The sequence below is a fragment of the Fluoribacter dumoffii NY 23 genome (assembly GCF_000236165.1).
Lineage (GTDB): Bacteria > Pseudomonadota > Gammaproteobacteria > Legionellales > Legionellaceae > Legionella > Legionella dumoffii.
Map to the genome: position 1 here is coordinate 21,438 of NZ_CM001373.1, position 23,354 is coordinate 44,791.

Below are 23,354 nucleotides of genomic sequence, written 5' to 3' on the forward strand. Positions count from 1 at the left end.
TTGGTTATGTTCCATTTTATTACAACCTGAAGTAATAAAAACATTTTTTTGGAGAAAAGCTTAGTGTTTGAACGTCCTCAAGGTGGTGAGCGAGCGGTATTGGTGCAATTAGCACTACCAGGAATTGATGCAGACAAGGCATTACAGGAATTTGAAGAGTTAGCGCTTTCGGCAAATGCAGAAATACTGGATTGTGTTTTAGGTACACGGGCAACTCCGGATGCCAAATATTATATAGGCAAAGGAAAGGCGGAAGAGATAGCCCAACTTGTTAAAGCGCTAGATGCGGAACTGGTGCTTGTCAACCATGAGTTATCCCCCTCCCAGGAACGCAATCTGGAACGTTTATTTGAATGTCGTGTAGTGGACCGAAGCGGATTGATTCTCGATATTTTTGCTCAACGGGCGCGAACATTTGAAGGAAAACTGCAAGTCGAGTTGGCTCAATTACAGCACTTATCAACTCGACTGGTTCGCGGCTGGACTCATCTGGAGCGGCAAAAAGGGGGAATTGGATTGCGCGGCCCTGGGGAAACGCAGTTGGAAACAGACCGTCGTTTATTGCGAGAGCGCATTAAATACATTAATAAACGTTTGGAAAAAGTGCGCGGCAATAGGGATCAAAACCGCCAGGCCAGGCGTAAAGCCTCTTTGCTTACCGTCTCTTTAGTCGGTTATACCAATGCTGGAAAGTCCACTTTGTTTAATGCATTGACTGGTGAAAACATTTACGTGGCAAATCAGTTGTTTGCTACCCTGGATCCTACCATGCGTCAACTCAATTTGCCGGGTTCTTCCTCGGTGATTTTAACGGATACTGTAGGGTTTATTCGGGATTTACCCCATCAATTGGTAGAAGCGTTTCGTGCCACACTAGAAGAGACTCAACAGGCAGATTTATTATTGCACGTAATCGATATTTCGGATCCTCATTGGCGGGATAATGTTTTCTCAGTTGAACAGGTACTCGATGAATTGGGAGTGCATGATATCCCTGTAATTCTGGTATTCAATAAAATTGACTTGAAAGAAGGATATACGCCCAAGGCAGATTGTCAGGAAGGCAAATGTAAAGTATGGATCTCTGCCGCATCAAATTTTGGTCTGGATTTACTCAAAGAAACAATTAGTAGTCAGTTGCATGGGGCTATCCTTATTGAAGATGTGGTACTTAGAGCAACCCAAGCAAAATTACGCGCACAACTCTACGATTTAGGAGCGGTTTTAAGTGAATCACATACTGAAGATGGGGATTGGTTGTTGAAAATTCGCATTACCCAGGAACAAAAACATCGGCTGTTCGCAGAGGAGAAGCATTAATTTTGTCTGCGCGCCAGCCCCCTGCGAGCGGCAGTAGGTACATGGCTGGCTCTGTAAGAGGGATTAGCCCCCACTATCCCTTTCCTATTTCCATATCCAGGGTTTTAAGGTCCTGACCACCGTAAAGGGTATTAGCGAGCTCTCCCTGGGGATTGATAACAAAAGTAACCGGCACGCCAATAATATCACCCAATCCTAAAGCAAAGGCTGGATCTGTCGCCAGAGAAGGATAGCGGATATTAAATTTTTGAATGAGTTTTTTTTGTTTATGTAGCGGAAGCCCATCATAATTTACCGCAAATAACACGACAGGGTCTTTCTCATGCTTTTCATAAAAACGATTCAACTCAGGAATTTCATCGATACAGGTTTTACACCATCCTGCCCAATAATTAATGAGTACCCATTTACCTTTCAAAGATGAAAAAGGGATGGTATTCCCCAGAGTATCTTTAAGCAGGACGTCAGCTTGGCTTAACGGGGCTAGGCTCATTAAAACAAATGCGCGTAATAAGTTTTTTATTTTTGAATTCATTGTTATCTCATGCCATATTTCAGCACTACTTTATTCTATAGGTAAGTGCTGAGGGGAAAAAATATTTATTGGGGTACTATATAAAAAATTTGATGCAAAATCACTGGATTTAATGAATTAGGTCTACAGAGTAGATTAAGAATAGCAAATTTAGGTATGATGAGTTTATTTTAAAAAACTTTAATTTCCATGGCAAAACTCTATTTTTATTTTGCAGCAATGAATGCTGGAAAAAGTACCGTTCTCTTACAATCGAGTTATAATTATCGCGAACGGGGAATGAATACATTATTATTTACGCCCTCAATAGATAACCGCTACCAGCAGGGAATAGTTCATTCACGCATTGGACTTTCCGAGCAAGCGCTGATATTTAATCCAACGGATGATCTGTACCAACAAGTCTTGGCACAAGAGAAAAAATACGCTTGCCTCCTGGTCGATGAAGCGCAATTTTTAACCCGTGCACAAGTTCATCAATTGACAGAAATTACTGACCAACTTCGAATTCCCGTCCTTGCTTACGGATTACGTACCGATTTTCGTGGAGAATTATTTGAAGGAAGTCAGTATCTACTGGCATGGGCAGATGAGCTCGTTGAATTGAAAACTATCTGTCATTGCGGTCGGAAAGCGACAATGATTTTACGCTTAAACGCCAATGGTGAGGTGATCACGGAAGGGGAACAAGTCGTTATCGGAGGTAATGATATGTATTCTTCAACCTGTAGAAAGCATTTTAAGCTCAGAGAACCGGGGCTTAATCGAGTTATAAAAGAACCATTGACAGAGCGCGTTTAAAGGGGTTAAAGAACCTTGATTACCTGCAAGTGATAAAATATCCTAGCCTCCGATATTCCAGAGGCTTTAAAGATTTCAGGGACCTGATTATGACTTTAAATGCAGGGTATTTTCGGAAAGAGCTTCGGGTATTGGCATTTTTTCTGGAATTGAATCCATTACATGGACCGCATATTCCAGAAGTTTTTTAGGATCACCAACAGGAATATCACTAGGGATACCTTCCAATACTTTGGTTTGGCCGGTTGTGGTAAATGTTTCCAAAGTTTCCCGATATTGAGGGGATCTCATCAGCACACAAACATCTTCCATGGTTAAAATTCTTTGCTCTCCGGTGATCAACCCTAATTCTTGGGCTCGTTTGTTCATTCTCTCGAGATACTCCAAAAACTTCTCGCCTTTCCCGAAGGCTGTTGTGAACAGTTGTAACGACATTAAACTTTTACAAAATTCGGGATTTGTAATAGTTACTATATCAAATGTTTCCCCTTCAGTTCTCATAAAGCCCTGCAAGATGCGTCCGGAAGCATTTTTCACCAGCTTTAAGGTATGAAGATGTCTATGGGTTGGATGCCAATCATCTTCGGGTGTTGCCCCCAAAACTACAGTGGTTTCATTATTTCCTTGAGCCAAATCAAAAATATCTTCGCTTCGTGTACGGTTCCCCAATTTTAAGTCTTCCTCAATTATATTTTGCTGATAATTAAACTGCTCTACATCAATATGACTTGCAATTTGGGGCCGAATAAATACGAAGGGTAAACCCATGGAGGTAATGGCACCTTTCGCACGGATAAGTTGAAACCCTATCATGTATTCCTTGACGGTATGTGGATCGGGCGAGGTCGAGAGTAACAAACTGCTCTTCGGATTTTCTATGAATTCAGCGATATTTAAAGATGCTGGCCTTTTCGCGTAATCCCCTCCTCCCAATTTCCCATGAAGGGCAATACTATTGAGTTCACTAAAGCTTGCCATTCCTCGATGGACGATATCCTCATCACTGATTAAACTGCCAAGCAACTGCTTAAAGCCTGCATTTTCCCTGTGTACTGGTACTTCAATGGTCTTCGGGATTTGCATTGATGTTTTGGGAGAACTAAAGATTGACCCATATTTACCGACCTGCTGCGCAGGATTAATTTCTCTTAGAATAGTTTGACTTAATGCACTTGAGCGAAGACTGAGTATGCTCCTCATGATTTGAGTTCCTCATATTATGCTTTAGGTAAACGCAAGATTTTTGAAAAATCTGCTTGTTTTATAAGCATAGTACAGGAAAAATTTTGTTCAAAAAAGGAAAATTTTTTTTCATAAAATCAAGGCCAGGCTTGAGGATAAAACAAGTCATGTTTCTCCTTATGCATGGAAATGACCTTGTAGATATACTCATGAAGAGGTTTAAAATGATTATTACGGGAATTAAAATAAACAGTGAGTATGGGGAACAAATTTGCTTTCTATACCCCTAATAAATTTTGGACTATGCTATAGTGCAATGGCGGAGAATTTAGCTTGTTCGCAAGTTAACATGGAGTATGCTCATGAGCGAGATTAAAGTAGAGCGATTAATCAAAGGGATTCTGGTGCGCGAGGGTGCGGGGGTGAAATTACATCGCTATATCGGAATTGAGAGGACTAATGATTTTGAGCCCTTTCTCTTGCTTGATTATTTTAACAGTGCAGAGCCTTTAGATTATATGGCTGGATTTCCTGCTCACCCCCATCGTGGCTTTGAAACCATAACTTATTTGCTCGAAGGCAGCATTACTCATGAAGATAATAAAGGGCATAAAGGGGTTATTAGTGCAGGAGATGTACAATGGATGACTGCGGGCAAGGGTATTATCCATTCAGAAATGCCTTCAGCCAATGGTCGGTTGCATGGATTTCAACTTTGGTTAAATTTACCTGCATCAGAGAAAATGACAGCTCCCCGTTATCAAGAAATGCAAAGTAGTCAATTGCCAGTAGAAATACATGAATGTGGTGGACAAATTAAAGTTATTGCCGGGCAGACCGATAAGGGAACGGCTTCACCCATCTCTGGAATTGCCACGCGACCTTTATTGTTTGATATTATTTTGCCACCGGCTGCGGGCATCCAGCAACATATCCCCAATGATTATCAAGCCATTCTTTTTGTTGTTTCAGGAACTGTCCGTATAGGAGAACAATTAGTACAACATGAGACATTGGCAAAACTGGGTGCCGGTGATGTTTTGCAGTTGAAGAGTGAGACAGCAAGCCAATGCATTTTAATCGCGGCAGCAAGAATTCATGAACCGATAACCCGTCATGGTCCTTTTGTTATGAATACCCAGGAAGAAATAATTCAGGCTATGGACGATTTTCGTAGTGGCAGATTCTAATTTGGTGGAACAGAAACCTAGATCCCTGTCTCTTGGAAATGTTTCTCCAGCGCACGAAGGATTGTTCTTGCTTACTCGCTAAAATTAGGGAGTAAAACATCTCTAAATTGTTTTACTCCCTTGAAGAAAATGCTGGGGAAATGTGGATTTCAATCTTTTTTAAGCCAGTTGGCTAATAATATCTCCATTGTTTTGCGAGCCTCCCTTAATGAATCTGAGTCAATCGCAGAGGGAGAATGTAAATCATCGCAATGAGCTGCTCCCTGGATTAAGTGATAAGTTAATTTGGGATTAATCGCATTCCCATTTTTTTCTGCCAAAGACAAAGTAGACCACGGATCGTTTTCCCCGTTCGTAAAATAAATATTGGAAGTTAAAGTGTCCATTAAAGGGATGTATAAAGTATTATTGATTTCTTCGGTGTTAACCGGTTGGGTTAGGCCAAACAAGCGCTCACATATTTTATGATGGTAGTCCAGGTTTATTAATGAAGAGCGGGTAGAAAAAGCAGGATTGGGATGGGCATTTTGCCAATAACCATACTCTTTGCACGATTGATAGTACCATTGGCGCATTCCCAAACCGTCCTTATAAGCAGCTGGATTTTCACTCATGGCTCCTTGTGCTGTCATCTCTACTGCATTAATATGCATGGCTTTATATAAATTTTTAGCAAATTCAGCATAGCCTTGAAGCGGAGTGGGGCTTGTTGCCAGACGGGTACAAAATTCGTCACGCATCCCATATTGCACTGCGGCCGCACCTGTATCGGCAATTAAATATAAAAAATCCACTGGATCATCCACGGCGGATGCCTCAAATAGTTCCTTCATTTCTTTCCATTTCGCTGCATCCGACAAGCTTGCCTCTACTTCGTTGACTGCCTCGCGCATTTGAGCGGCGCATTTGAGGCCGGCAACCTGGGTGACATGGGCGTCATATTCAATAAAATCTTCTTTTGCCATTACAGGGGCTGATGAGGCTAAGGCACCTACAACCAGATAGGGAAATTTTAAACGATAATAAGCTGATAATGAGCCAGGGTAAGAACCGCCAAAGGCAACCCATTTTCCATTCCAGTTTCTTTCATTTTTTAAATGACGTTGAAAAGCAGCCAGATCATCTAAAGCTGCTTCTGTAGTTAAAAAACGCAAGTGTTCCGTGGACAAGGTATTAAAAGGTAAACTATCCCCATAATAACGATGTTCGAGGGCAACCAGTTTGGCATGGAATTTCTGTGCGTAATTTCTGATTGCACCATTTAAAGCACGTTTGCTACACGCAGCTTCACCGCAAATATAAAAAAACACCGGCGCATCCATTTCAGGTCCATAGGATTCATCTATATAGTAACGCTGGTAAAAATTACCTGTTCCAGGATTATTATGATCAATTAATTGTTTGAAGTAACCGAGCTTAATGGTTTGCTCCGCAAGCAAAGGAGTTTTTTCTTCATTTATCTTTTGTAGATATCGTTCGATCATCCCTGCCTGAGCTGGAGAAAAAAAAGCATATAGGCTAAGAAAAAAGAGGGTTATGCATTTAATAATCATCCTGTTGATCCTAAAGTTATTTTCCGATTAAACCGTGAGAAACGCCCGAACACAGCGCACACGGTGGAGGCTAGGCCTGACTTCAACTCCCTGGGTACTTTGTTGATTGCCAAAAAACTCCTGATACCAGGCATTGCTTTGGGGGCTGCTGTATTCCGTAGAGCTCCAATATCGGCCCGTCAAGTCCGTCAAAAATCCTAAACTATATAGGTTTGAAAAAATATTTTCTATGCCGCTGGGACAACCCGCATTTGAGCTGTTTGGTAAACTTGGAGTATATATTCCCAGCTCACAGATTGCCGGTAAATACCACGTCCCTTGCATTACTGAGCCGCTATTGTCGTTTGTAATTTGATAACATAACGTAGCGGCATTATCAGGAGGTGTGGCGGGGGGTTGATAAAAAGAGAAAATTTGATTGGTATCACAGGATCCATCCGTGGCGCCATCGCATACATCGCCCCCACTTACAGTAGACGTTTCGGTGATGCCAGGAATAGAAGTTGTATTTAGACTCCAGACATAGCCAGAACTCTCATCAACATCCTTTACTACATAAATATTGAATAGGCCTTGTACAGAATAAATTAAATAATCAAAATAAGAAAATGCTAAGGCGATGCTAGGGGGAGAACTGATATTATCTCCATCAACTAATATTCCGCCTTGGGCAACAGCAGGTGAAAAAGCGTTGGAAGCAATGTTTATAGTACATGAACCATTACCTCCGATAACAGGACACGTTGTACTACTGACCGTTGTCCAGGCTGAAGGTAAATTTATTTTCACGTTATAGGCTGGATTGCTGGTTAGGTTCAAAACGGTAACATTAATCCCCGCAGGATCATCCAGGGGGATAATAGCAGTCGTAGGCACAGAGATTGTGGTGGCAGCAACCGGGATAACATTGATGGTAACCGGAATGGAGTTTGAGGTGTTCGCGCCAAAAATTGTTGCTGTGGTAGTTCCTGTAACATTGCCTGATTGAAAGGTAATTTGGCATGAAGTGTTTGGGGCTAGGGAGCTTGGACAGCTATTGGTGACGACGATATTTAGAGAAGGCGAAGGTGCTAGAGAGGCCTGCACCACTGATGCATCTAGAGTACCAATATTGGTTACGGTTACGGATTGCGTTTCACCTCCTGCGTGGATATTCAGTGTTGTGGGGGAGACGCTGAGGGTTGCTTGCGGAATTGTTTCAGTAATCCCTATCGTTACTGAGTTTACGGTGTTAGAGCCTGCAATAGTTACTGAAGTACTGCCTGCATTGGGTCCGGGGGTGAATGTGAATTGGCAAGAGGCATTGGGAGCCAAGACAGAAGGACAATTACTGGTTACTGAAATGCCAAGACTGGGGGAATTGAATGTAGCCTGTACATTATTTGCACCTGCATTTCCACTATTGGTCACCGTAACGCTTTTGGAGGCACCAGCGTAGGTTAAATTGACGGAAGTTGGCGAGGCGCTCAATCTTGCCTGGGAGCTAACACAGGTCAATGCCCGCATATCGAAAAAGGTCGAGCTAGTGTTTGTACCTTTAACTAATACATTCGAAATTAAAAAAGCTATGGAAGTATTGGTAAAGAAGGAAATCGTACAACTTTGTCCCGGCGATAACGAGGAAGGGCAGCCATTATTTTGTATAACATAATTAATAAAGTTACTGTCTGAAGAAGAAGCCCGGATATTCTTGGCGACGATTTTGGAATTGTTCGTTATGGTAACTGCACCTGGTTTAGGAAGGCACTGAGGGCGATTCAGGCTAATCTGGATGACGCAATTTTGCAGGGAAGTAGCGCAAACCCCAACGGTATCTTCGCTATTAATGCTTAGGGTGGCCAGTTCTCCTGCCGTAGCCGCAGCCCATATGAGGTGTAAAGGCAAAATGAAAAGCAGAGCAAAATAGAGTCGTTTTGATATAAAGCAACGCATGAATTTTATCCTTATAAGTAACAGGCGCGTAGATTATGCAACCATATACAGGCCCCGTCCATTTTGCAAGAGTATGGTTTATAGTGATTGATTTATTGAAAAATAAACGTTTATTTTATCAGGTTCTCAGTAGAACAAAATTCACACACTTAGCTTGTGGGTTGTTTATTTTCATGCCATTATGCTGCTATTGTAATTTTTTTGGTGCTTTTTATGATAAAAAAACTTCTGGGTATTTCTCTTGTTTTTATCACTTATGATGCATTTGCGGTAACCGAGTTGGATTTATATCAGGCTCCCTTAAGCAGTTTGAAGCAATTTTCACTAAAAAAAACAACTAAAATGACTGCACCTTTTGCAGCGATTTCAAAAGAAGAAAAAAATACTTTGCGGCAAATCAATCAGACCCAGGAGCACGCAAAAACCATCATGCGCTACCAACAGATGTATCGGGGAATCCCTGTTGTGGGTGCGCAAATTATGGTCACTAAAGAGGATGCACAAGTTAACGGACATTTGCTCAATGACATTCAACTGAATATTCAACCCGCGCTGAGTCCAAATCAGGCCATTGAACTGGCTAAAAAATCCTGGTTTAGTTTTAATTCCCCCATGCCTGTTTATGAGGAGTTAGGCGAGCTGCAAATCAGGGCAAATCAGAATGAATTGAAGCTGGTTTACCAAGTATCATTTAAAACAAACCAGGGCGATAATAAGCCGGCACTGCCAATTTTTATCATCGATGCACACACTGGCGATATCCTCGAGCAATGGAATAATATAAAAAATTATCTGGATGCTGGTCCTGGTGGAAATGAAAAGGTCCACGAGTATTGGTATGGAAAAGATGGCTTACCTTTTTTGGAAGTGTTCCAGCAGGGAAGCCAATGCATCATGAATACAAGCAAGGTAAAACTGGTTAATCTGGAATTTGCCTGGGATTGGAATGATCTTTTGAGCACGCCTTTTCAATATCCCTGCAGCAATAATGTAGAAGAAAACATTAATGGGGCGTTTTCCCCAACCAATGATGCCTATTATTTTGGCCAGACTATCGTGGATATGTATAAGGACTGGTATGGGATCAATGCATTACAAAATCCCGATGGTACATCAATGCAGTTAGTTATGCGTGTACATTTTGGACAACATTATGATAATGCATTTTGGGACGGACAGTTCATGTCTTTTGGCGATGGGGAGGACTTTTATCCCCTGGTTTCTCTAGACGTAGCAGGGCATGAAGTCACCCATGGTTTTACCGAACAACATTCGGGTCTTGAATACCATGATGAGTCCGGAGCCCTAAATGAATCCCTATCTGATATGGCCGGGCAAGCAGCACGTGCTTATCTTCTGGAAAAATTTCCCCAACTTTATAATAAACTTTATTTGGAGCCAGATACGGTAACATGGGGAATTGGCGAAACTATAGTCCGCGATTCTTTTGGCAAAGCATTACGCTTTATGGATTTTCCATCTTCAGATGGCAGTTCCGCTGATTGTTTGGACAAGAATTTGGCCCAAAGTCATGGGGCCTATTGCGCCATTAGTTATCCTGAATTGGTTGCCTATGCTAAATCCCGTATTCCTAATCCTCAAGAAAGACAAAGTTTTATTGTGCACACAGCAAGTGGAATATTTAATAAAGCGTTTTATTTATTGGCCAAGAACATAGGGATCAAACAGGCATATCAGATGATGATTATTGCCAATAGTAAATATTGGACGCCGACAACCAACTTTATTAAAGGTGCTTGTGGAGTACTTTATGCTGCAAAGGATTTAAATGTAAATCACAAAATGGTCAAATCCGTATTTGATCAAGTCGGAGTGGATACTCACAGTTGCCGGATGATTTAATATCTCTTTCGCCAGGGAAATTCAGCAGCGAGGTTTATGCCTGGCTTCTGAATTTAGCCGGCTCTTTCGATGCATAAATGCGTCATTTTTTTTTAAGAATAGGGTGCAGCCGAATTTCTGTCTCTGCTTAATTCACAAAGCGCTTTTTTTGCTCTGCATGTTATTTGCTGGACAGTGGAATTAGTATATAATTATCGGTTCAATATTTATTTAGGTTGGGAGCTAAATGGTCATCTTTTTTATCACTCTAAGCATTTTGGTGTTAAGCCTGCTTTGCGTAGCCGTGATGGTTTTCAAGCTCTTTCGTCAGCCCGCTGAACCTTTATCTTTAATGCAATACCTGAAACTAGGCATCAGCGGAGTAATTGCTTTTATCGCCGACACTTTGGGTATCGGTAGTTTTGCTGTGAATGTCACCCTGGCAAAAATGATGGGTACCTTCCGCGATGATGAAATGCCTGCTGTGAATAATGGAGCACAGGTTATTCCCGGTACTATCGAGTCCTTGTTTTTCATGGGTTTGATTGATGTGGATTTAACAACCCTCCTCACTCTAGTTATGGGGACCTGTGTCGGCGGCCTACTGGGTGGTTTTGTCGTGAGTCACTTAAGTAAGCAAGCGATTCGGTTGGCGATGATTTGCTGTTTTGCGCTGATTATCCTCCTCTTAATTTCACACCAGTTCCGTTTATTACCTGTTGGAGGTGAGTTAACGGAATTAAGCTCCTGGAAATTAATAATAGGTTTCCTGGCAATGGTGGTTTGCGGTGCTTTAACTTCAGTAGGTGTGGGATTATTTGTAATGGTACAAGGGGTGCTCTTCCTGATGAATATTTCCCCTGCAGTAGCTTTCCCAATTATGACCACTGCTGGAGCCATGCAGCAACCCTTAACTACTTTGGTGTTTTTAAAACACAATAAAATCCCGTTAAAGAAAACCTTGATTCTGAGTCTTTCCGGTTGTTTAGGCGTTCTGATCACTATCCCAGTCTTTATGCAGTTAACCATTACCTGGCTGCATCTACTTTTGCTATTCATCCTGATTTATAATTTCTTTGCTGTAGGCCGCAGCTATTTGCAATCAAGACCCAGCAAAAATTTTGTTCAAACTCCAAGACCATCCCCTCTTGTAGCTGCAGAATAATAATCCCTACTTTACACGCTCATTTGGTGAGGGTGTAAAGTATATAGTATGATGGCCACATTTTAAGGTTAAAGAATTCCCTATGGACGAACCAGTTAGTAAATCACAGAAAAAAAGAGAAGCCGATTTTTTGCAGAAAATGGGCGTAAAAATGATTGACTTAAGTTTAGCCAAACTTGATTTACTGCCCCTTCCCGAAAATTTATACAAAGCAATTATTGAAGCTAAGGCAATTAAGAGTCATGGTGCTAAAAGAAGGCAAGCTCAATTAATTGGAAAATTGATGCGTGCTGCCGATTATGAAGAAATTTTAGCTGCCTATGAGAGTTTGCTTGCGGAAGAAAGTGCCCAAACTGCATCTTTCCATGAAGTGGAGCATTGGCGTGATCGATTGATCAACGGCGGTAAAGACGCTTTAACTGCATTTGTAGAAGCTTATCATCCGGAAGATGTTCAGCATTTAAGACAACTCATCAAAAAAGCTGTTGATGATCAACAGAAAGAAAAAAACTCCGGCGCTGCTAAAGCATTATTCCGCTATTTGAGGTCATCCATAGAATGAACTATTCTTTATTCATAAGTTGCCCCCGCGGGCTTGAATATTTATTAGAAGAAGAATTAAAAGCTTTAGGCTTGATGGTTACCCGCGTCAATCCGCAAGGGGTTTATGGGGAAGCTAATTTATTGACTCTATATAAATTATGTCTCTGGTCAAGAATAGCCAATCGGGTGCAATTAATTCTTTTTAGTGGATATGCTGGTAATGAACAAGCACTCCACCAGCTGTGTACCCAATTTCATTGGCAAACCGTGTTTTCACAGGATAAAACCATTGCCATCGAGTTCCATGGCTCCTCCGAGCAGATTCGCAATACCATGTTTGGCGCGCAGGTAGTCAAAGACGGAATCGTTGATCATTTCCGCCGGCTCAATCATAGCCGTCCGTCTGTGGATAAGGAAAACCCGCAAATCCTTATTCATGCTTATTTAAAAAATGACGTCGTCACCGTAAGTTTTGACCTTACGGGATACAGCTTGCATCAAAGGGGATATCGCCGCAAAGCAGGGGCTGCTCCTTTAAAGGAAAATGTCGCGGCTGCACTACTGATGCGGGCCAAATGGCCAGAATTGGCTGCTAAAGGATATGCGTTGCATGATCCTTTTTGTGGTGCCGGAACTTTGGTGATTGAAGCAGCAATGATGGCAGCGCATATTGCCCCTGGTTTATTGCGGCAAGATCAGTCCTTGCAGTATTGGGCGCAGCATCAATCCTCATTATGGGAAAAAATGCGGGTAGAAGCCTTGCAACAAGTTAAACCTGTACCAGTAACTTTATTAGGTACTGATGCAGACCACCAAATCATTACCATAGCGCGGGCAAATGCCGAACGTGCAGGTGTTGCCCCCCTGGTAGAATTCAAAACGCAAGCACTAAAAGAAATTGAAGCGTCAACAACCAAAGGACTGGTCGTATGTAATCCACCTTATGGTGAGCGTCTAAGCGATGTAACCCATCTGGTTCCTCTCTATCAGCAGCTGGGTAAAGTTTTGCATGCACATTATCAGGGCTGGAAGGCAGCCGTTTTGACTTCAAACCCTATTCTAGCAAAGTCTTTAGGATTACGTGCCAGTAAACAATATACCCTTTATAACGGAGCCCTGGAATGCAAGCTTTATTGTTTGGACATTCATAGCGCCAATGAACTTAAAGGGGGGTTGAGCAATGCTGCTTTGTCTGAGAGTGCCCAGATGCTTCTTAACCGACTGGAAAAAAATTACCGTCATCTGCAAAAATGGGCAACAAAAAACAATATTTCCTGCTTTCGTATATATGATGCAGATTTACCTGAATATGCCTATGCAATTGACGTGTATAATGATTATGCCGTGCTTCAGGAATACGCTGCTCCTGCAAGCATTCCAGCTCATAAAGCAGAGAAACGTAGTCTGGAAGTAATGCAAGTTGTTCCCAGGTTATTAAAATTAGAACCCAATCATTTAATAGTAAAACAACGGAAGCCACAAAAGGGCCGTGAGCAATATCAAAAATTAGGACAAAGTCAAAAATCGATGGTTGTTACTGAAGGTCAAGCCAAATTAAAAGTTAATTTATACGATTATCTGGATACAGGTTTATTTTTAGACCATCGCATTATGCGCTTAAATTTCGCCCAATTAAAACCTGGAACACGTTTTCTTAATTGTTTTTGTTATACCGCCAGCGCCAGTGTACATGCCGCATTAGCTGGCGCATTAACCACCAATGTCGATCTTTCCAATACTTATTTACGCTGGGCTGAAGACAATTTCAAACTCAATCATCTTGATTTATCCAAACACCAGTTTGTGCAGGCTGATTGTCGTGAATGGATGAGAGTGACCCGCGAGCGTTTTGATGTTATTTTTCTAGATCCCCCCAGTTTTTCCAATTCCAAACGTATGACTGATACCTTGGACATTCAACGGGATCATGTTGTTTTGGTGAACTCGGCAATGCGATTGTTAAATCCTAATGGTGTTTTGTATTTTTCAACCAATTTGCGGCAATTTAAACTGGAGCCGCTACTCAAGGAAAAGTATTCGGTTCAAGATATCAGTGCGCAAACTATAGATCAGGACTTTAAGCGAAACCAAAAAATTCATCACTGTTTTAAAATAATGATGACGCAATTTGCCCCTACTTGAACTGGATTCGCATACAGGGAGTAAACATGAAAAAGAGAAGGAAAAAGAATATCTTGACACCCGCTAATGTATACCAGCATATGATGCGTAATGCATTCTTTGGGTTATTGATGACGGCTGCAGCACTCTTTGTAGGGATGTTGGGATATCATCATTGGGAAAAAATGTCGTGGGTCGATTCGTTCATGAACGCTGCCATGATACTTTCCGGGATGGGACCTGCCTCCAGCTTGGTCACCATTTCTGGAAAAATCTTTGCGGGATGTTATGCCTTATTTAGCGGGCTGGCATTTATTGCGATTATGGTAATAATCCTTTCTCCGCTTATCCACCAGTTTTTTCGTAAGATTCATTTGGAAAGTAAAACGATCTACTCTGAAGGGCAGGAATAAAGATTGCGTCCGCGATTTTTCGTAAAACGGTTGAATTTGGATGGAATGCGGTAAGGGAGGTACGCTGAGTTTCGACCGACCCTTAAGCAGTTTCAAATCCAACCGAGAGAACTATAAAGTATCTTTTTCAGTACCGTATATTTGCACCTTTAGAGAGTGCATGAGTCCAGCCATGAAAAACAGTTCTGCGACCAGAAACAAAGGTGCAATGAGGGCCTGGCTTAGATTATCCATAAATGCCGGCTTTTTGCCTTCCAGGTAATGACCATAAAATTGCAATCCCCAACCTATGACAAAAAAAACTACAAAAGCCCATATGCCCAGGGTTGTAGGACCGTCCTGGCTAAACCAATTAGCGATCATCAGGAGAAGGATCATGATGGGCGTTAGTGCCAAAGCGAGCTGCCAATTTAAACGAAAATAGTAAATTAAAGCGATTAAGGTCCCCAAGCAGGCAAGGTCCGTTGCAAAAACACCTGGCATAATGATTTTTATGAAGCCTAGCAAAATCATCAAAGATAAAATAATTAGAGGAACTCCAGCCATGTGAGTATAACGGGTTTTGACGTTTTGATGATAGGCTGCATAAAACTGTGCTTGTTCAATAAATGATTTCATTTTAAAAAGATTCTGATAGAAGTTATTAAAACATAGCACATTCTCTTGAAAAAAGCAGTTGTCTGCAGATGGCGATAAGGGGGGCGAAATTCAATAAAATCCGGTTTCGCTTTGCTCCACTGCCATAAGTTTATTTATCAAACGAATAAGTTCCGACAATATAAAGCACATTACCATTCGTGGATGAGCCCGGTATGTAGGCTGCCTTGAGGGAAAGTTTCTTATAAAATACCCCGGCCCAGGGGACTGCTCCCGGGAAAGGAATGTTATGCAAAATATCGGGACGTGCCGTAACCAACACTGAAAATCCCAATCCCGCTCCAAAATCTTTAGTCAGATGCGCTACTTTTAAGTAGGCGTAGCCCGCGGTGGGCTCTACGTTACGATGTGAATCAAGGAAAGCAAATGCATAAAGGCCGTGCCAATTTCCCTTTTCATCAAAAAATCCTTTTCCAAGTCCTCCCCCCCAGGCAAGTTCATTGTATTTTTTTTCCCGAATTCTTTCGGGGGAATAGGTAAAGCGGTTGTGCCAGGCATAGCCGGAAAGATAAAGATCGGTATTTCCCTCAGTCCAGGTCTGATGTAAGCGACGACAAAGAGGCTTAAACAAAGGAAGCCAATATTTACAGCCTTTGGGCTCTTCCGGGTTCAAACTCGTATTAGGGTCTTTTTGTTCTTGCGGGGCATTTACCTCAGTGGTGTGTATTTCATGAGTTTTGTTATAAGATAAAGTTTGAGAAGAAATTAGGGATGGATTACTACTGTAAGCATTAAAAGAAAACAGTGTTAATAGATCAATAATGATCATTCCTAAGATAAAGTTTTTCATTTAATTTAAAAACCTAAGCGGGGTTTATACTACCAATATAATTTAGATCAGGGTTTCCTATTTGTGATTTGGAGCATTCTTGCTTATTTTTTATAAAATATAAGGTGTGAGCATAACATGGACTTGTTTCGTAAAAAAGAGATCAATACATCATTGGAAGGTGAATCACATCTTGTTAAGTGTTTATCAGCTTTTGATTTGACCCTTCTGGGTATAGGCGCCATTATTGGGGCAGGAATCTTTATTTTGACTGGGATTGTGGCAGCCAGGGATGCAGGTCCGGGGGTTATTTTTTCTTATATAATCGCAGGGTTTGCATGCGTCTTTTCCGCTTTATCATACGCTGAACTGGCTTCATCAATAGGCGGCTGCGGCAGTGCTTATGGTTATGCTTATGCCGGTTTTGGTGAATTAATCGCCTGGATTGTAGGGTGGGACTTATTGCTGGAATATGCAATTTCGGTCTCGGCAGTTTCTGTTGGATGGAGCAGTTATGCCAATGATTTCCTCCTGGCAATAAAAATCCATATCCCTAAAGACTTCTTGTATGGACCGTCACAAGGCGGGATTTTTAATCTGTTGGCGTGTGTGATTATTGCCATTTTAACCGCTTTACTGATGTGGGGTGTGAAATCAAGTACGCGGGTTAACAATATGATGGTGATGATCAAGCTTTTTGTGGTTTTACTTTTTATTGTGATTGCCTCAGGAGAGGTTCGACTACCGAATTGGTCGCCATTTTTACCTTTTGGCTGGGAAGGAGTTATTAAAGGGGCATCATTAATATTTTTTGCATATATTGGATTTGATGCAGTCTCTACGGCTGCGGAGGAGGCGATTAACCCGCAACGGGATTTACCTATTGGCATAATTGGCTCCTTATTCATCTGCACTATTTTATATATTATTGTTGCAGGATTATTAACCGGGATAGCTCACTACAGCACACTCGATGTCGCCTCTCCCATCAGCCATGCTTTATTGGCTTTAGGATATAAATCAGCAGCCAGTTTGATCAGTGTGGGTGCCGTAGCAGGTTTGACTACGGTCATGCTGGTATTGTTTTATGGTTTAACCCGAATCGTGTTAGCGATGACCCGCGATGGTCTTTTACCCAAAATTTTCTCCAAAACAAATTCATATACCCACACGCCTGTAAGGGTTATTTTTTTATGCGGTATTCTAATGATCTCACTGGCTGCATTTATTTCTATGGATGTATTGGCCGAGTTAGTGAATGTAGGAACTTTATTTGCCTTTTTTATTGTTTGTGCTGGCGTTTTGTATTTACGTTACAAAAATCCTGAGATGCACCGCCCCTTCAAAACTCCGGCGATACCCTATGTCCCTATTCTGGGAATGGCCACTTGTCTTTATTTAATTATTAATTTGCCTTTTATTACGCTCATGCGTTTTGTGATTTGGATGGCTATAGGACTCGTTCTTTATTTTATATACGGGTACTCCCACAGTGCGTTGGCCAAAAAACAGGATTAAATATGGCTTAATACCAATGCCGCAGAAATAATTCCTGCTGCGGGAATGGTAATTAGCCAGGAGAAGAAAATCTTTTTGATTACCGGCCAATGAGGTCCATCAACTCCATTAGCTAAACCGACTCCCGCAATAGATCCAGTCACAGTATGAGTGGTGGAGACAGGAATGCCGCAATGAGTTGCTATAAAAAGCGAGATGGCCGCCCCCGTTTCTGCAGCACAGCCTTTTAGAGGATCGAGTTTGGTTATTTTCGTGCCCATGGTGCGTACGATACGCCATCCCCCGGCCAAAGTACCAAGGCTAATCGCTGCCTGACAGGTGATGACTACCCAGAAGGGGACATAAAATGGACCTTCTATCCATGCTGATGAAAAAAGCAGTATAGAAATAATCCCCATGGTTTTTTGTCCATCATTACTGCCGTGGGTCAAGCTAAGTAATGCAGAGGAACATAACTGAAATCCTTTGAAGAGTTTGAATTCAGTTTTGTTTTTATTGCGTATCAATTTTTTAAATAAGTAGGTAACGAGAAGCGCAATACACAAGCCAAGCGCAGGGGAGATGAAAATTCCGCCAAGAACTTTAAGAAAACCTGTAAGCTTAAGTGATGAAAACCCTCCTTTGGCTATTGCAGCACCAGCCAATCCCCCAATAAGTGCATGCGATGAGCTGGAAGGAAGGCCATAATACCAGGTGACTAGATTCCAGAATATTGCGCCAATGAGGGTAGCTAAAATAAAATGGGCGTCAACAAAATCATTATCAATCAATCCACTGCCAATGGTTTTTGCCACAGTAAGATTGAAAACTAGAAATGCAATAAAATTGAAAAAAGCAGCCCAGATTACTGCTTGCCTCGGAGTCAGGACTTTAGTGGTAACAATAGTTGCAATAGAATTTGCTGCATCATGAAAGCCATTAATAAAATCAAAAACATAGGCCATCAAGATAACAAAGAGTGTAAATAAAAAGGCTGAGTCCATATCCGATATTTTCCTTGCGTCCAAACTTTGCCTAGTCTAAAAAGCTTAACTCCCAGGAATTTAACCTCTTGATTTCGGATTTTGCTCCGTTTTATGAATCAGGCTATTATACATAGTAACTGCTGCGCGTCATTAATTTAGAGACAACTCCCATTAACTGTTTCACAAGATAAGGAAGTTCAATCGCGCCGGCATTCAATGCAGCAGTTGCATGCTGCTCTTCGTCTTCTTTCATTTTACTAAGAATTGCTTGGGATTTTTTATCGTCTATGGGCAATTTATCCAAATGAGATTGGAGATGGGCAGAGACCTGGCGCTCGGTTTCTGCGACAAAACCCAGACTGACTTTATCTCCGGCCAAACCTGCAATGGCGCCCAGCAGAAGAGATCCCCCATACCAAAAAGCGTTTAATCTGCTCGGTTGTGAGCCTAACTCGGTCAGTCGTGCTTCACACCAGGCTAAATGATCGATTTCTTCAGCTGCGGCATCACTCATTTGCTTTTTTATATGGGTTAATTGCGCAGTTAACGCTTGACCTTGGTACAAGGCTTGGGCACAAACTTCTCCTGCATGATTGACACGCATAAGCCCGGCAACATGTTTTTTTTCTTTTGAGGTCAGTTGGGTATCAGAAAGTTGTTCTGCGGGTGAAGGACGTGTACTCATACGTTTGGCCGGGGGAAATAAAGTACGTAAGGCGCTGTCCACTTCGTATATAAGAGTATCAAGAATATTCATTTGCGGCACATTCTTTTGAGACATTTTGGATATATGGTAACCGGATTAATCCCGGGTTTGAAGTCACTGTCAATTTTTTCTTTAAATTCCGCTTTTAAAAAGCCATTTTTAATACCCAAGGATTGCGGGAAGTGCGATAGGCTCATTGATGTATCCAATTCTTTATTGCTGCAATGGTTTCCTGATGGATCTGGAGAAATTGCTGGTACAGTGTTTGCGGATACAGTTTCGGATTATTTTGAAAATGTTTTTCCAAGGCCTCACATGCATGCCGCATACGAATGGTACCGCAATAAAGGGCGCTACTTTTCATTTTATGCGTTATCTTGTGAATCTCGATGAGATCTTGTTTTTCCCACGCTTGCGTTGTTTTTATTAAATCTTTGGTATTTTCTTCAATGAAGAGCGGCAGTATTTGCTTGAGGGCGATTTCTGAACCCAAATTGTTTATACCATGGACCATATCAAATAACGGATATTCATTGATCCCCAGGAGCTCTTCCTTGGTGGAAGTTAAAACAGGAGGGGATAGTTCGGGGTTGCTGTAATGACGAACGAGCTCTTCCAGCATATTGCTGCGAAGAGGTTTTGTAATCACCCGGTCCATTCCCGCTTGCAAACATTCATTTTCCACATCCGTTGCCGTATGGGCTGTCAATCCAATGATTGGCGTGCGAGACCGATTATGGGATTGTTCATGTAAACGAAATTGTTTTGCCAGATTTATCCCGGTGGTATCAGGCAGGCCAATGTCGCTTAATATCCAGTCAAATTGATGCAACTGGAATAACTCCAGGGCTTTGCTTCCCGTAGCCGCCGATAAAAACCGAATGCCAAATTGTTGCAAAAGATGTTCTATCATTTTTAAGGCAATCGCGTTATCTTCGATAAGCAGTACAAAAGGTGGATTATTTTCTTTCTCCAAACTATTTTTTTTCACCGGCAGCGCAGTAGGGTTCTGCTCCTCTGCGGGTTTTTCTGTAAGGAGCACTGGAATTGTGAGGGTGAATACAGTCCCCGTATGAGGTATTGAATCGACGCGTATCTTTCCTTTTAATAATTGCGTGTATCGCTTCACTATATGCAAACCTACGCCATGCCCGGAGTAAATTCCCTGATCAGCAGGTACTGCACGGTAAAATCTTTTAAAAATTTTATCCTTGTCTTTAGGTTTAATACCTGGCCCCGTGTCTTTAACAAAAAACTCCAGGAATGTTTTTCCATGGCCAAAGGATTTTGGTTTCACGCCAATTTCAACAAAACCTTTTTCAGTGAATTTTACTGCATTTCCTAACAAATTTAATAAAATTCGATGCAATTTTTCCGCATCAGTAATTATCCATTCGGGAGTATTGAGATCAATGCTTACTAATAATTCCAATTTTTTTAAGGATATAGTTGGAAACTCAAGATCGGTGATGCTGCGAATCAAATCATGAACATTACATACGGATTCATTTACTACGTTTTCCTGCTGCTTACCTGTTGCAACAATATCGAGGACTCCGTTAAGCAGGGCCAAAAGACGCTCGCCGCTAATATGGATCATGTGGGCATGCTCTTTTTCCTGAAAATTTTGTGCCTCTTGCTCCAGAACATTCGACATCCCGATTATTCCGCTAAGCGGCGTACGAATATCGTGGCTCATATGGCGAATGAACTCATCCTTGGCACGATTCGCTGCTTCCGCTTTATCTTTGGCTTTGGTGAGTTCGATTTCAATTTTTTTTAGGTAAGTAATATCAATGGTATTGCCTACTATGCCTACAGTTTTTCCGTATTTATCCAGCAAAGGTCTTTTGGTAGAAAGTAAAATCACTTCTTCGCCGGAGGGCAGAAGGGTTTTTTCCTCTCGCGACAATTCAACATTTTTTTCGACTACTTCCAGATCGTTAGCACGAAAAAGATCAGCACTTTGTTGGCTAAACAGCTCATAATCCGTTTTACCAATCACCTCATTTTCGTTGCAATCTTTAATAAATTTCATGCGGTAGAGACTTTCAACACATCGTTGGTTCATCCCGGCCCATACACCATTTAAATCTTTCCAGTAGATATCCCCAGGCAACGCATTAAGCAGATTTTTTAACTGGATGTATTGGGCTTCCAATTGATGGATTTTTTCCTGCAATGCTGCTAAATCAGCTGCCAAATTGGTTGAGTTGGATATATCTTTCTGGGCCATTTTCTTCCATAAATAATATTTTCTGATTTAGCGCATGTCGAATCCCCAAATCTTAAAATACGCAGAGTTACGTATTCCAGGGTTTTGCCAATTGGAATTCAAATCCACATAAAACCAAAGAAGTATTTATATTTTTAAGCATAGCATAGTTAAATAAACTCTAATTTTCTATTAAAACAGGATTTTTATTGATTAAACTGTTCTGAAAATCGATGCTATGTTTTATTTGCATTCTGGTATAATAGGGCTCGTTTATTATCTGGTGAGATTATGTTAACCCCTGATGGACATTGTGCTAATAAAATCGAAAAGGTTATGCTGTTGGCACTCTGGGCAAATACCTTAAAGGATGAAACCCAGGATTTACCTGCAGCTAAAAAATTAATCTTCGCAGGTCTTGGGAAGCCCACTTATCCCATAAATTCTCATACAATTGCCTCCTATCTATCTTATTGGCAAAGGCTGGATGATTTAACGAAAAAATGGCGAATAGAGTCCCAGCAGGTCGAAGAGGATATTGCCATTGATTATGGGGATCCACGAGGCGATTACGCTCCCCGAAAATTAATGGCTGATATTATGGCGCAGTGGTATGAAGCGGAAATAAAGGCAGAGAATATTTTGTTTACGGTAGGCGGTATCGGAGCCTTACGCGTATTATTTGAAACCTTTAATACGCATTATGAAGATGTGCCAGGATACCGAATTATCACTCCATTCCCTTATTACAGTGCATACTCCAATAATCCTTCCCATTGTTTGCACCCCATTCATGTCATGGATGAACCTGGATATAAACTCACGGCCCAAGCCGTAGAGGAAAGTATCAAAGAGGCTTATACGTTAGCTGAAATGGATCATGGCTGGCCGAAAGCCCTATTGATTTGTAACCCATCAAATCCTTTGGGGAATATCATTGATGAAGGGGAATTAATAAAAATTGCTGAGGTTTTGCGCCAGTATCCGGATTTGTACATTATTTTTGATGAAGCTTATACCGAGATGAGCTTTTTAGAGATGCCTTCCTTTTTAAAAATTGCCCCTGATTTAAAAGAACGCGTGGTCATCTTGCGTTCAGCAACCAAAGCCTTGTCTGCAGCAGGGGAACGGATGGCAATACTGTTAGTATTTGAATCCAGTTTGATGAATGAAATGCTTAATAAAAATATCAGCTATTTTATTCATGCGCCCCGCTCGGCACAAGCAGCCTATGCCGAAACGATGGCAAATTTTGGAGTGGAAGAAAAAAAGAGTATCGCCGCGTTTTATAAAAAAAAGGTGGAATATGTAGTCGAGCGTTTGAAAAACATGGGGGCTGCAATGCCAGATCCCTTATATCATGTAGAAGCCACTTTCTATGTTCTTGCCGATTTTAGCGACATGTTTGGTTTATCTTTGCCAAAGGACGCAGCGCGGGTGTTACAGAAAACAGGTAGGGTCAGCACCGATGAGGAATTGGCATATTATTTATTATTCCAAGACAATGTGATGATCACCCCATTGTCTTATTTTGGTTTGTCCAAACACGATGGCTTCATGCGTATTACCTGTAGTGGCAGGGAACATGAGTTGCATGAATTGATGGACCGATTGGAGAACAGGTTACTTGCCTCCAGGAAAAATAAAAAAATAACGCTCCTTGAAAAAATTAATCAAAGTTTGACGGAATTAAAGAAATTGGATTCTCATATGTATGATCTTATTTGCCAAAAATTAAAGAAGGCAGAGGGAGGACAAGATACTTGCTTGCATCTTAAGTCCCAGAATCAAACATTGACAAAAATACATGACACGATTATCGATTTTTTTGAATTGATGCAACAAGACAACTTGCAGTAAAACTTAAGAAAAAGCAGCTTAATTTTTTATGGATGCAGAATCTGGGCTCTGCTGTGGTGAGCCCAGA

General features: G+C 41.4%; 19 protein-coding genes. 10 read left to right on the top strand and 9 right to left on the bottom strand.

From position 1 onward, the window contains the following. Positions 1 to 63: 63 nt before the first annotated feature. Positions 64 to 1,320, top strand: coding sequence for a ribosome rescue GTPase HflX (gene hflX / locus KYQ_RS00065; RefSeq protein ID WP_010652128.1), 1,257 nt, complete (start codon positions 64 to 66; stop codon positions 1,318 to 1,320). Positions 1,321 to 1,393: 73 nt separating this feature from the next. Here the strand turns inward: hflX and KYQ_RS00070 are convergent, their stop codons facing one another. Beyond that, on the bottom strand, positions 1,394 to 1,855 hold the full coding sequence (locus KYQ_RS00070; RefSeq protein WP_010652129.1) for a TlpA disulfide reductase family protein: 462 nt from the start codon (positions 1,853 to 1,855) through the stop codon (positions 1,394 to 1,396). A gap of 189 nt (positions 1,856 to 2,044) precedes the next feature. On the opposite strand from KYQ_RS00070, the gene KYQ_RS00075 reads away from it, so the two are divergent. After that, the gene (locus tag KYQ_RS00075; protein WP_010652131.1) at positions 2,045 to 2,656 is read left to right on the top strand and encodes a thymidine kinase; all 612 of its coding nucleotides are present in this window, start codon (positions 2,045 to 2,047) and stop codon (positions 2,654 to 2,656) included. Positions 2,657 to 2,743: 87 nt separating this feature from the next. Here KYQ_RS00075 and KYQ_RS00080 read toward each other — a convergent pair whose 3' ends face one another. Continuing rightward, the gene (locus KYQ_RS00080; protein WP_010652133.1) at positions 2,744 to 3,856 is read right to left on the bottom strand and encodes a hypothetical protein; all 1,113 of its coding nucleotides are present in this window, start codon (positions 3,854 to 3,856) and stop codon (positions 2,744 to 2,746) included. Between the two features lie 344 nt (positions 3,857 to 4,200). On the opposite strand from KYQ_RS00080, the gene KYQ_RS00095 reads away from it, so the two are divergent. Continuing rightward, positions 4,201 to 5,028 carry a pirin family protein gene (locus tag KYQ_RS00095; protein ID WP_010652135.1) on the top strand — a complete coding sequence of 276 codons (828 nt, stop codon included), beginning with the start codon at positions 4,201 to 4,203 and terminating at the stop codon, positions 5,026 to 5,028. 149 nt (positions 5,029 to 5,177) lie between these two features. Here the strand turns inward: KYQ_RS00095 and KYQ_RS00100 are convergent, their stop codons facing one another. Continuing rightward, the gene (locus KYQ_RS00100; protein WP_010652136.1) at positions 5,178 to 6,581 is read right to left on the bottom strand and encodes a S28 family serine protease; all 1,404 of its coding nucleotides are present in this window, start codon (positions 6,579 to 6,581) and stop codon (positions 5,178 to 5,180) included. Between the two features lie 27 nt (positions 6,582 to 6,608). Beyond that, complete coding sequence (locus KYQ_RS18620) at positions 6,609 to 8,513, bottom strand: DUF1566 domain-containing protein (RefSeq protein ID WP_019349421.1); 1,905 nt, start codon at positions 8,511 to 8,513, stop codon at positions 6,609 to 6,611. Between the two features lie 213 nt (positions 8,514 to 8,726). Here KYQ_RS18620 and KYQ_RS00110 point away from each other — a divergent pair, with 213 nt between their 5' ends. The 5 genes from KYQ_RS00110 to KYQ_RS00130 all read left to right on the top strand — a co-directional run bounded on the left by KYQ_RS00110 (position 8,727) and on the right by KYQ_RS00130 (position 14,597). Further along, complete coding sequence (locus tag KYQ_RS00110) at positions 8,727 to 10,376, top strand: M4 family metallopeptidase (RefSeq protein WP_010652138.1); 1,650 nt, start codon at positions 8,727 to 8,729, stop codon at positions 10,374 to 10,376. A 226-nt stretch (positions 10,377 to 10,602) separates the two neighbouring features. Continuing rightward, positions 10,603 to 11,520, top strand: a complete 918-nt coding sequence (locus KYQ_RS00115; RefSeq protein ID WP_010652140.1) for a sulfite exporter TauE/SafE family protein — start codon at positions 10,603 to 10,605, stop codon at positions 11,518 to 11,520. An 82-nt stretch (positions 11,521 to 11,602) separates the two neighbouring features. Beyond that, on the top strand, positions 11,603 to 12,082 hold the full coding sequence (gene yjgA / locus KYQ_RS00120; RefSeq protein WP_010652141.1) for a ribosome biogenesis factor YjgA: 480 nt from the start codon (positions 11,603 to 11,605) through the stop codon (positions 12,080 to 12,082). After that, positions 12,079 to 14,205 (top strand): bifunctional 23S rRNA (guanine(2069)-N(7))-methyltransferase RlmK/23S rRNA (guanine(2445)-N(2))-methyltransferase RlmL, encoded by a 2,127-nt coding sequence (rlmKL, locus tag KYQ_RS00125; protein ID WP_010652143.1) that lies wholly within the window; start codon positions 12,079 to 12,081, stop codon positions 14,203 to 14,205. Before yjgA ends, rlmKL begins: the two co-directional genes overlap by 4 nt. Before the next feature lie 26 nt (positions 14,206 to 14,231). Continuing rightward, positions 14,232 to 14,597, top strand: a complete 366-nt coding sequence (locus KYQ_RS00130) for a hypothetical protein (protein ID WP_010652145.1) — start codon at positions 14,232 to 14,234, stop codon at positions 14,595 to 14,597. Positions 14,598 to 14,708: 111 nt separating this feature from the next. Here KYQ_RS00130 and KYQ_RS00135 read toward each other — a convergent pair whose 3' ends face one another. Next, positions 14,709 to 15,215, bottom strand: coding sequence for an Mpo1 family 2-hydroxy fatty acid dioxygenase (locus KYQ_RS00135; RefSeq protein WP_010652147.1), 507 nt, complete (start codon positions 15,213 to 15,215; stop codon positions 14,709 to 14,711). Between the two features lie 130 nt (positions 15,216 to 15,345). Beyond that, positions 15,346 to 16,044 (bottom strand): lipid IV(A) palmitoyltransferase PagP, encoded by a 699-nt coding sequence (gene pagP / locus KYQ_RS00140; RefSeq protein WP_010652149.1) that lies wholly within the window; start codon positions 16,042 to 16,044, stop codon positions 15,346 to 15,348. Between the two features lie 117 nt (positions 16,045 to 16,161). Between pagP and KYQ_RS00145 the strand changes: the two genes are divergently transcribed. After that, positions 16,162 to 17,541 (top strand): amino acid permease, encoded by a 1,380-nt coding sequence (locus tag KYQ_RS00145; protein WP_010652150.1) that lies wholly within the window; start codon positions 16,162 to 16,164, stop codon positions 17,539 to 17,541. Here the strand turns inward: KYQ_RS00145 and KYQ_RS00150 are convergent. The 3 genes from KYQ_RS00150 to KYQ_RS00165 all read right to left on the bottom strand — a co-directional run bounded on the left by KYQ_RS00150 (position 17,538) and on the right by KYQ_RS00165 (position 21,448). Continuing rightward, complete coding sequence (locus KYQ_RS00150) at positions 17,538 to 18,524, bottom strand: inorganic phosphate transporter (RefSeq protein ID WP_010652151.1); 987 nt, start codon at positions 18,522 to 18,524, stop codon at positions 17,538 to 17,540. The genes KYQ_RS00145 and KYQ_RS00150 overlap by 4 nt on opposite strands. 106 nt (positions 18,525 to 18,630) lie before the next feature. Then, complete coding sequence (gene coq7, locus KYQ_RS00155; protein WP_010652152.1) at positions 18,631 to 19,263, bottom strand: 2-polyprenyl-3-methyl-6-methoxy-1,4-benzoquinone monooxygenase; 633 nt, start codon at positions 19,261 to 19,263, stop codon at positions 18,631 to 18,633. 142 nt (positions 19,264 to 19,405) lie between these two features. After that, complete coding sequence (locus KYQ_RS00165; protein WP_010652153.1) at positions 19,406 to 21,448, bottom strand: ATP-binding protein; 2,043 nt, start codon at positions 21,446 to 21,448, stop codon at positions 19,406 to 19,408. 270 nt (positions 21,449 to 21,718) lie between these two features. On the opposite strand from KYQ_RS00165, the gene KYQ_RS00170 reads away from it, so the two are divergent. Next, on the top strand, positions 21,719 to 23,287 hold the full coding sequence (locus tag KYQ_RS00170) for a pyridoxal phosphate-dependent aminotransferase (protein WP_019349423.1): 1,569 nt from the start codon (positions 21,719 to 21,721) through the stop codon (positions 23,285 to 23,287). The last annotated feature ends 67 nt before the right edge of the window (positions 23,288 to 23,354 follow it).

Coding starts and splice junctions, on each gene's coding strand:
- rlmKL (WP_010652143.1), top strand. CDS start 12,079: ATGAACTATTCTTTATTCATAAGTTGCCCCCGCGGGCTTGAATATTTA.
- KYQ_RS18620 (WP_019349421.1), bottom strand. CDS start 8,513: ATGCGTTGCTTTATATCAAAACGACTCTATTTTGCTCTGCTTTTCATT.
- KYQ_RS00110 (WP_010652138.1), top strand. CDS start 8,727: ATGATAAAAAAACTTCTGGGTATTTCTCTTGTTTTTATCACTTATGAT.
- KYQ_RS00135 (WP_010652147.1), bottom strand. CDS start 15,215: ATGAAATCATTTATTGAACAAGCACAGTTTTATGCAGCCTATCATCAA.
- KYQ_RS00075 (WP_010652131.1), top strand. CDS start 2,045: ATGGCAAAACTCTATTTTTATTTTGCAGCAATGAATGCTGGAAAAAGT.
- KYQ_RS00130 (WP_010652145.1), top strand. CDS start 14,232: ATGAAAAAGAGAAGGAAAAAGAATATCTTGACACCCGCTAATGTATAC.
- KYQ_RS00165 (WP_010652153.1), bottom strand. CDS start 21,448: ATGGCCCAGAAAGATATATCCAACTCAACCAATTTGGCAGCTGATTTA.
- KYQ_RS00145 (WP_010652150.1), top strand. CDS start 16,162: ATGGACTTGTTTCGTAAAAAAGAGATCAATACATCATTGGAAGGTGAA.
- KYQ_RS00100 (WP_010652136.1), bottom strand. CDS start 6,581: ATGATTATTAAATGCATAACCCTCTTTTTTCTTAGCCTATATGCTTTT.
- pagP (WP_010652149.1), bottom strand. CDS start 16,044: ATGAAAAACTTTATCTTAGGAATGATCATTATTGATCTATTAACACTG.
- KYQ_RS00080 (WP_010652133.1), bottom strand. CDS start 3,856: ATGAGGAGCATACTCAGTCTTCGCTCAAGTGCATTAAGTCAAACTATT.
- yjgA (WP_010652141.1), top strand. CDS start 11,603: ATGGACGAACCAGTTAGTAAATCACAGAAAAAAAGAGAAGCCGATTTT.
- coq7 (WP_010652152.1), bottom strand. CDS start 19,263: ATGAATATTCTTGATACTCTTATATACGAAGTGGACAGCGCCTTACGT.
- KYQ_RS00150 (WP_010652151.1), bottom strand. CDS start 18,524: ATGGACTCAGCCTTTTTATTTACACTCTTTGTTATCTTGATGGCCTAT.
- KYQ_RS00115 (WP_010652140.1), top strand. CDS start 10,603: ATGGTCATCTTTTTTATCACTCTAAGCATTTTGGTGTTAAGCCTGCTT.
- KYQ_RS00070 (WP_010652129.1), bottom strand. CDS start 1,855: ATGAATTCAAAAATAAAAAACTTATTACGCGCATTTGTTTTAATGAGC.
- KYQ_RS00095 (WP_010652135.1), top strand. CDS start 4,201: ATGAGCGAGATTAAAGTAGAGCGATTAATCAAAGGGATTCTGGTGCGC.
- KYQ_RS00170 (WP_019349423.1), top strand. CDS start 21,719: ATGTTAACCCCTGATGGACATTGTGCTAATAAAATCGAAAAGGTTATG.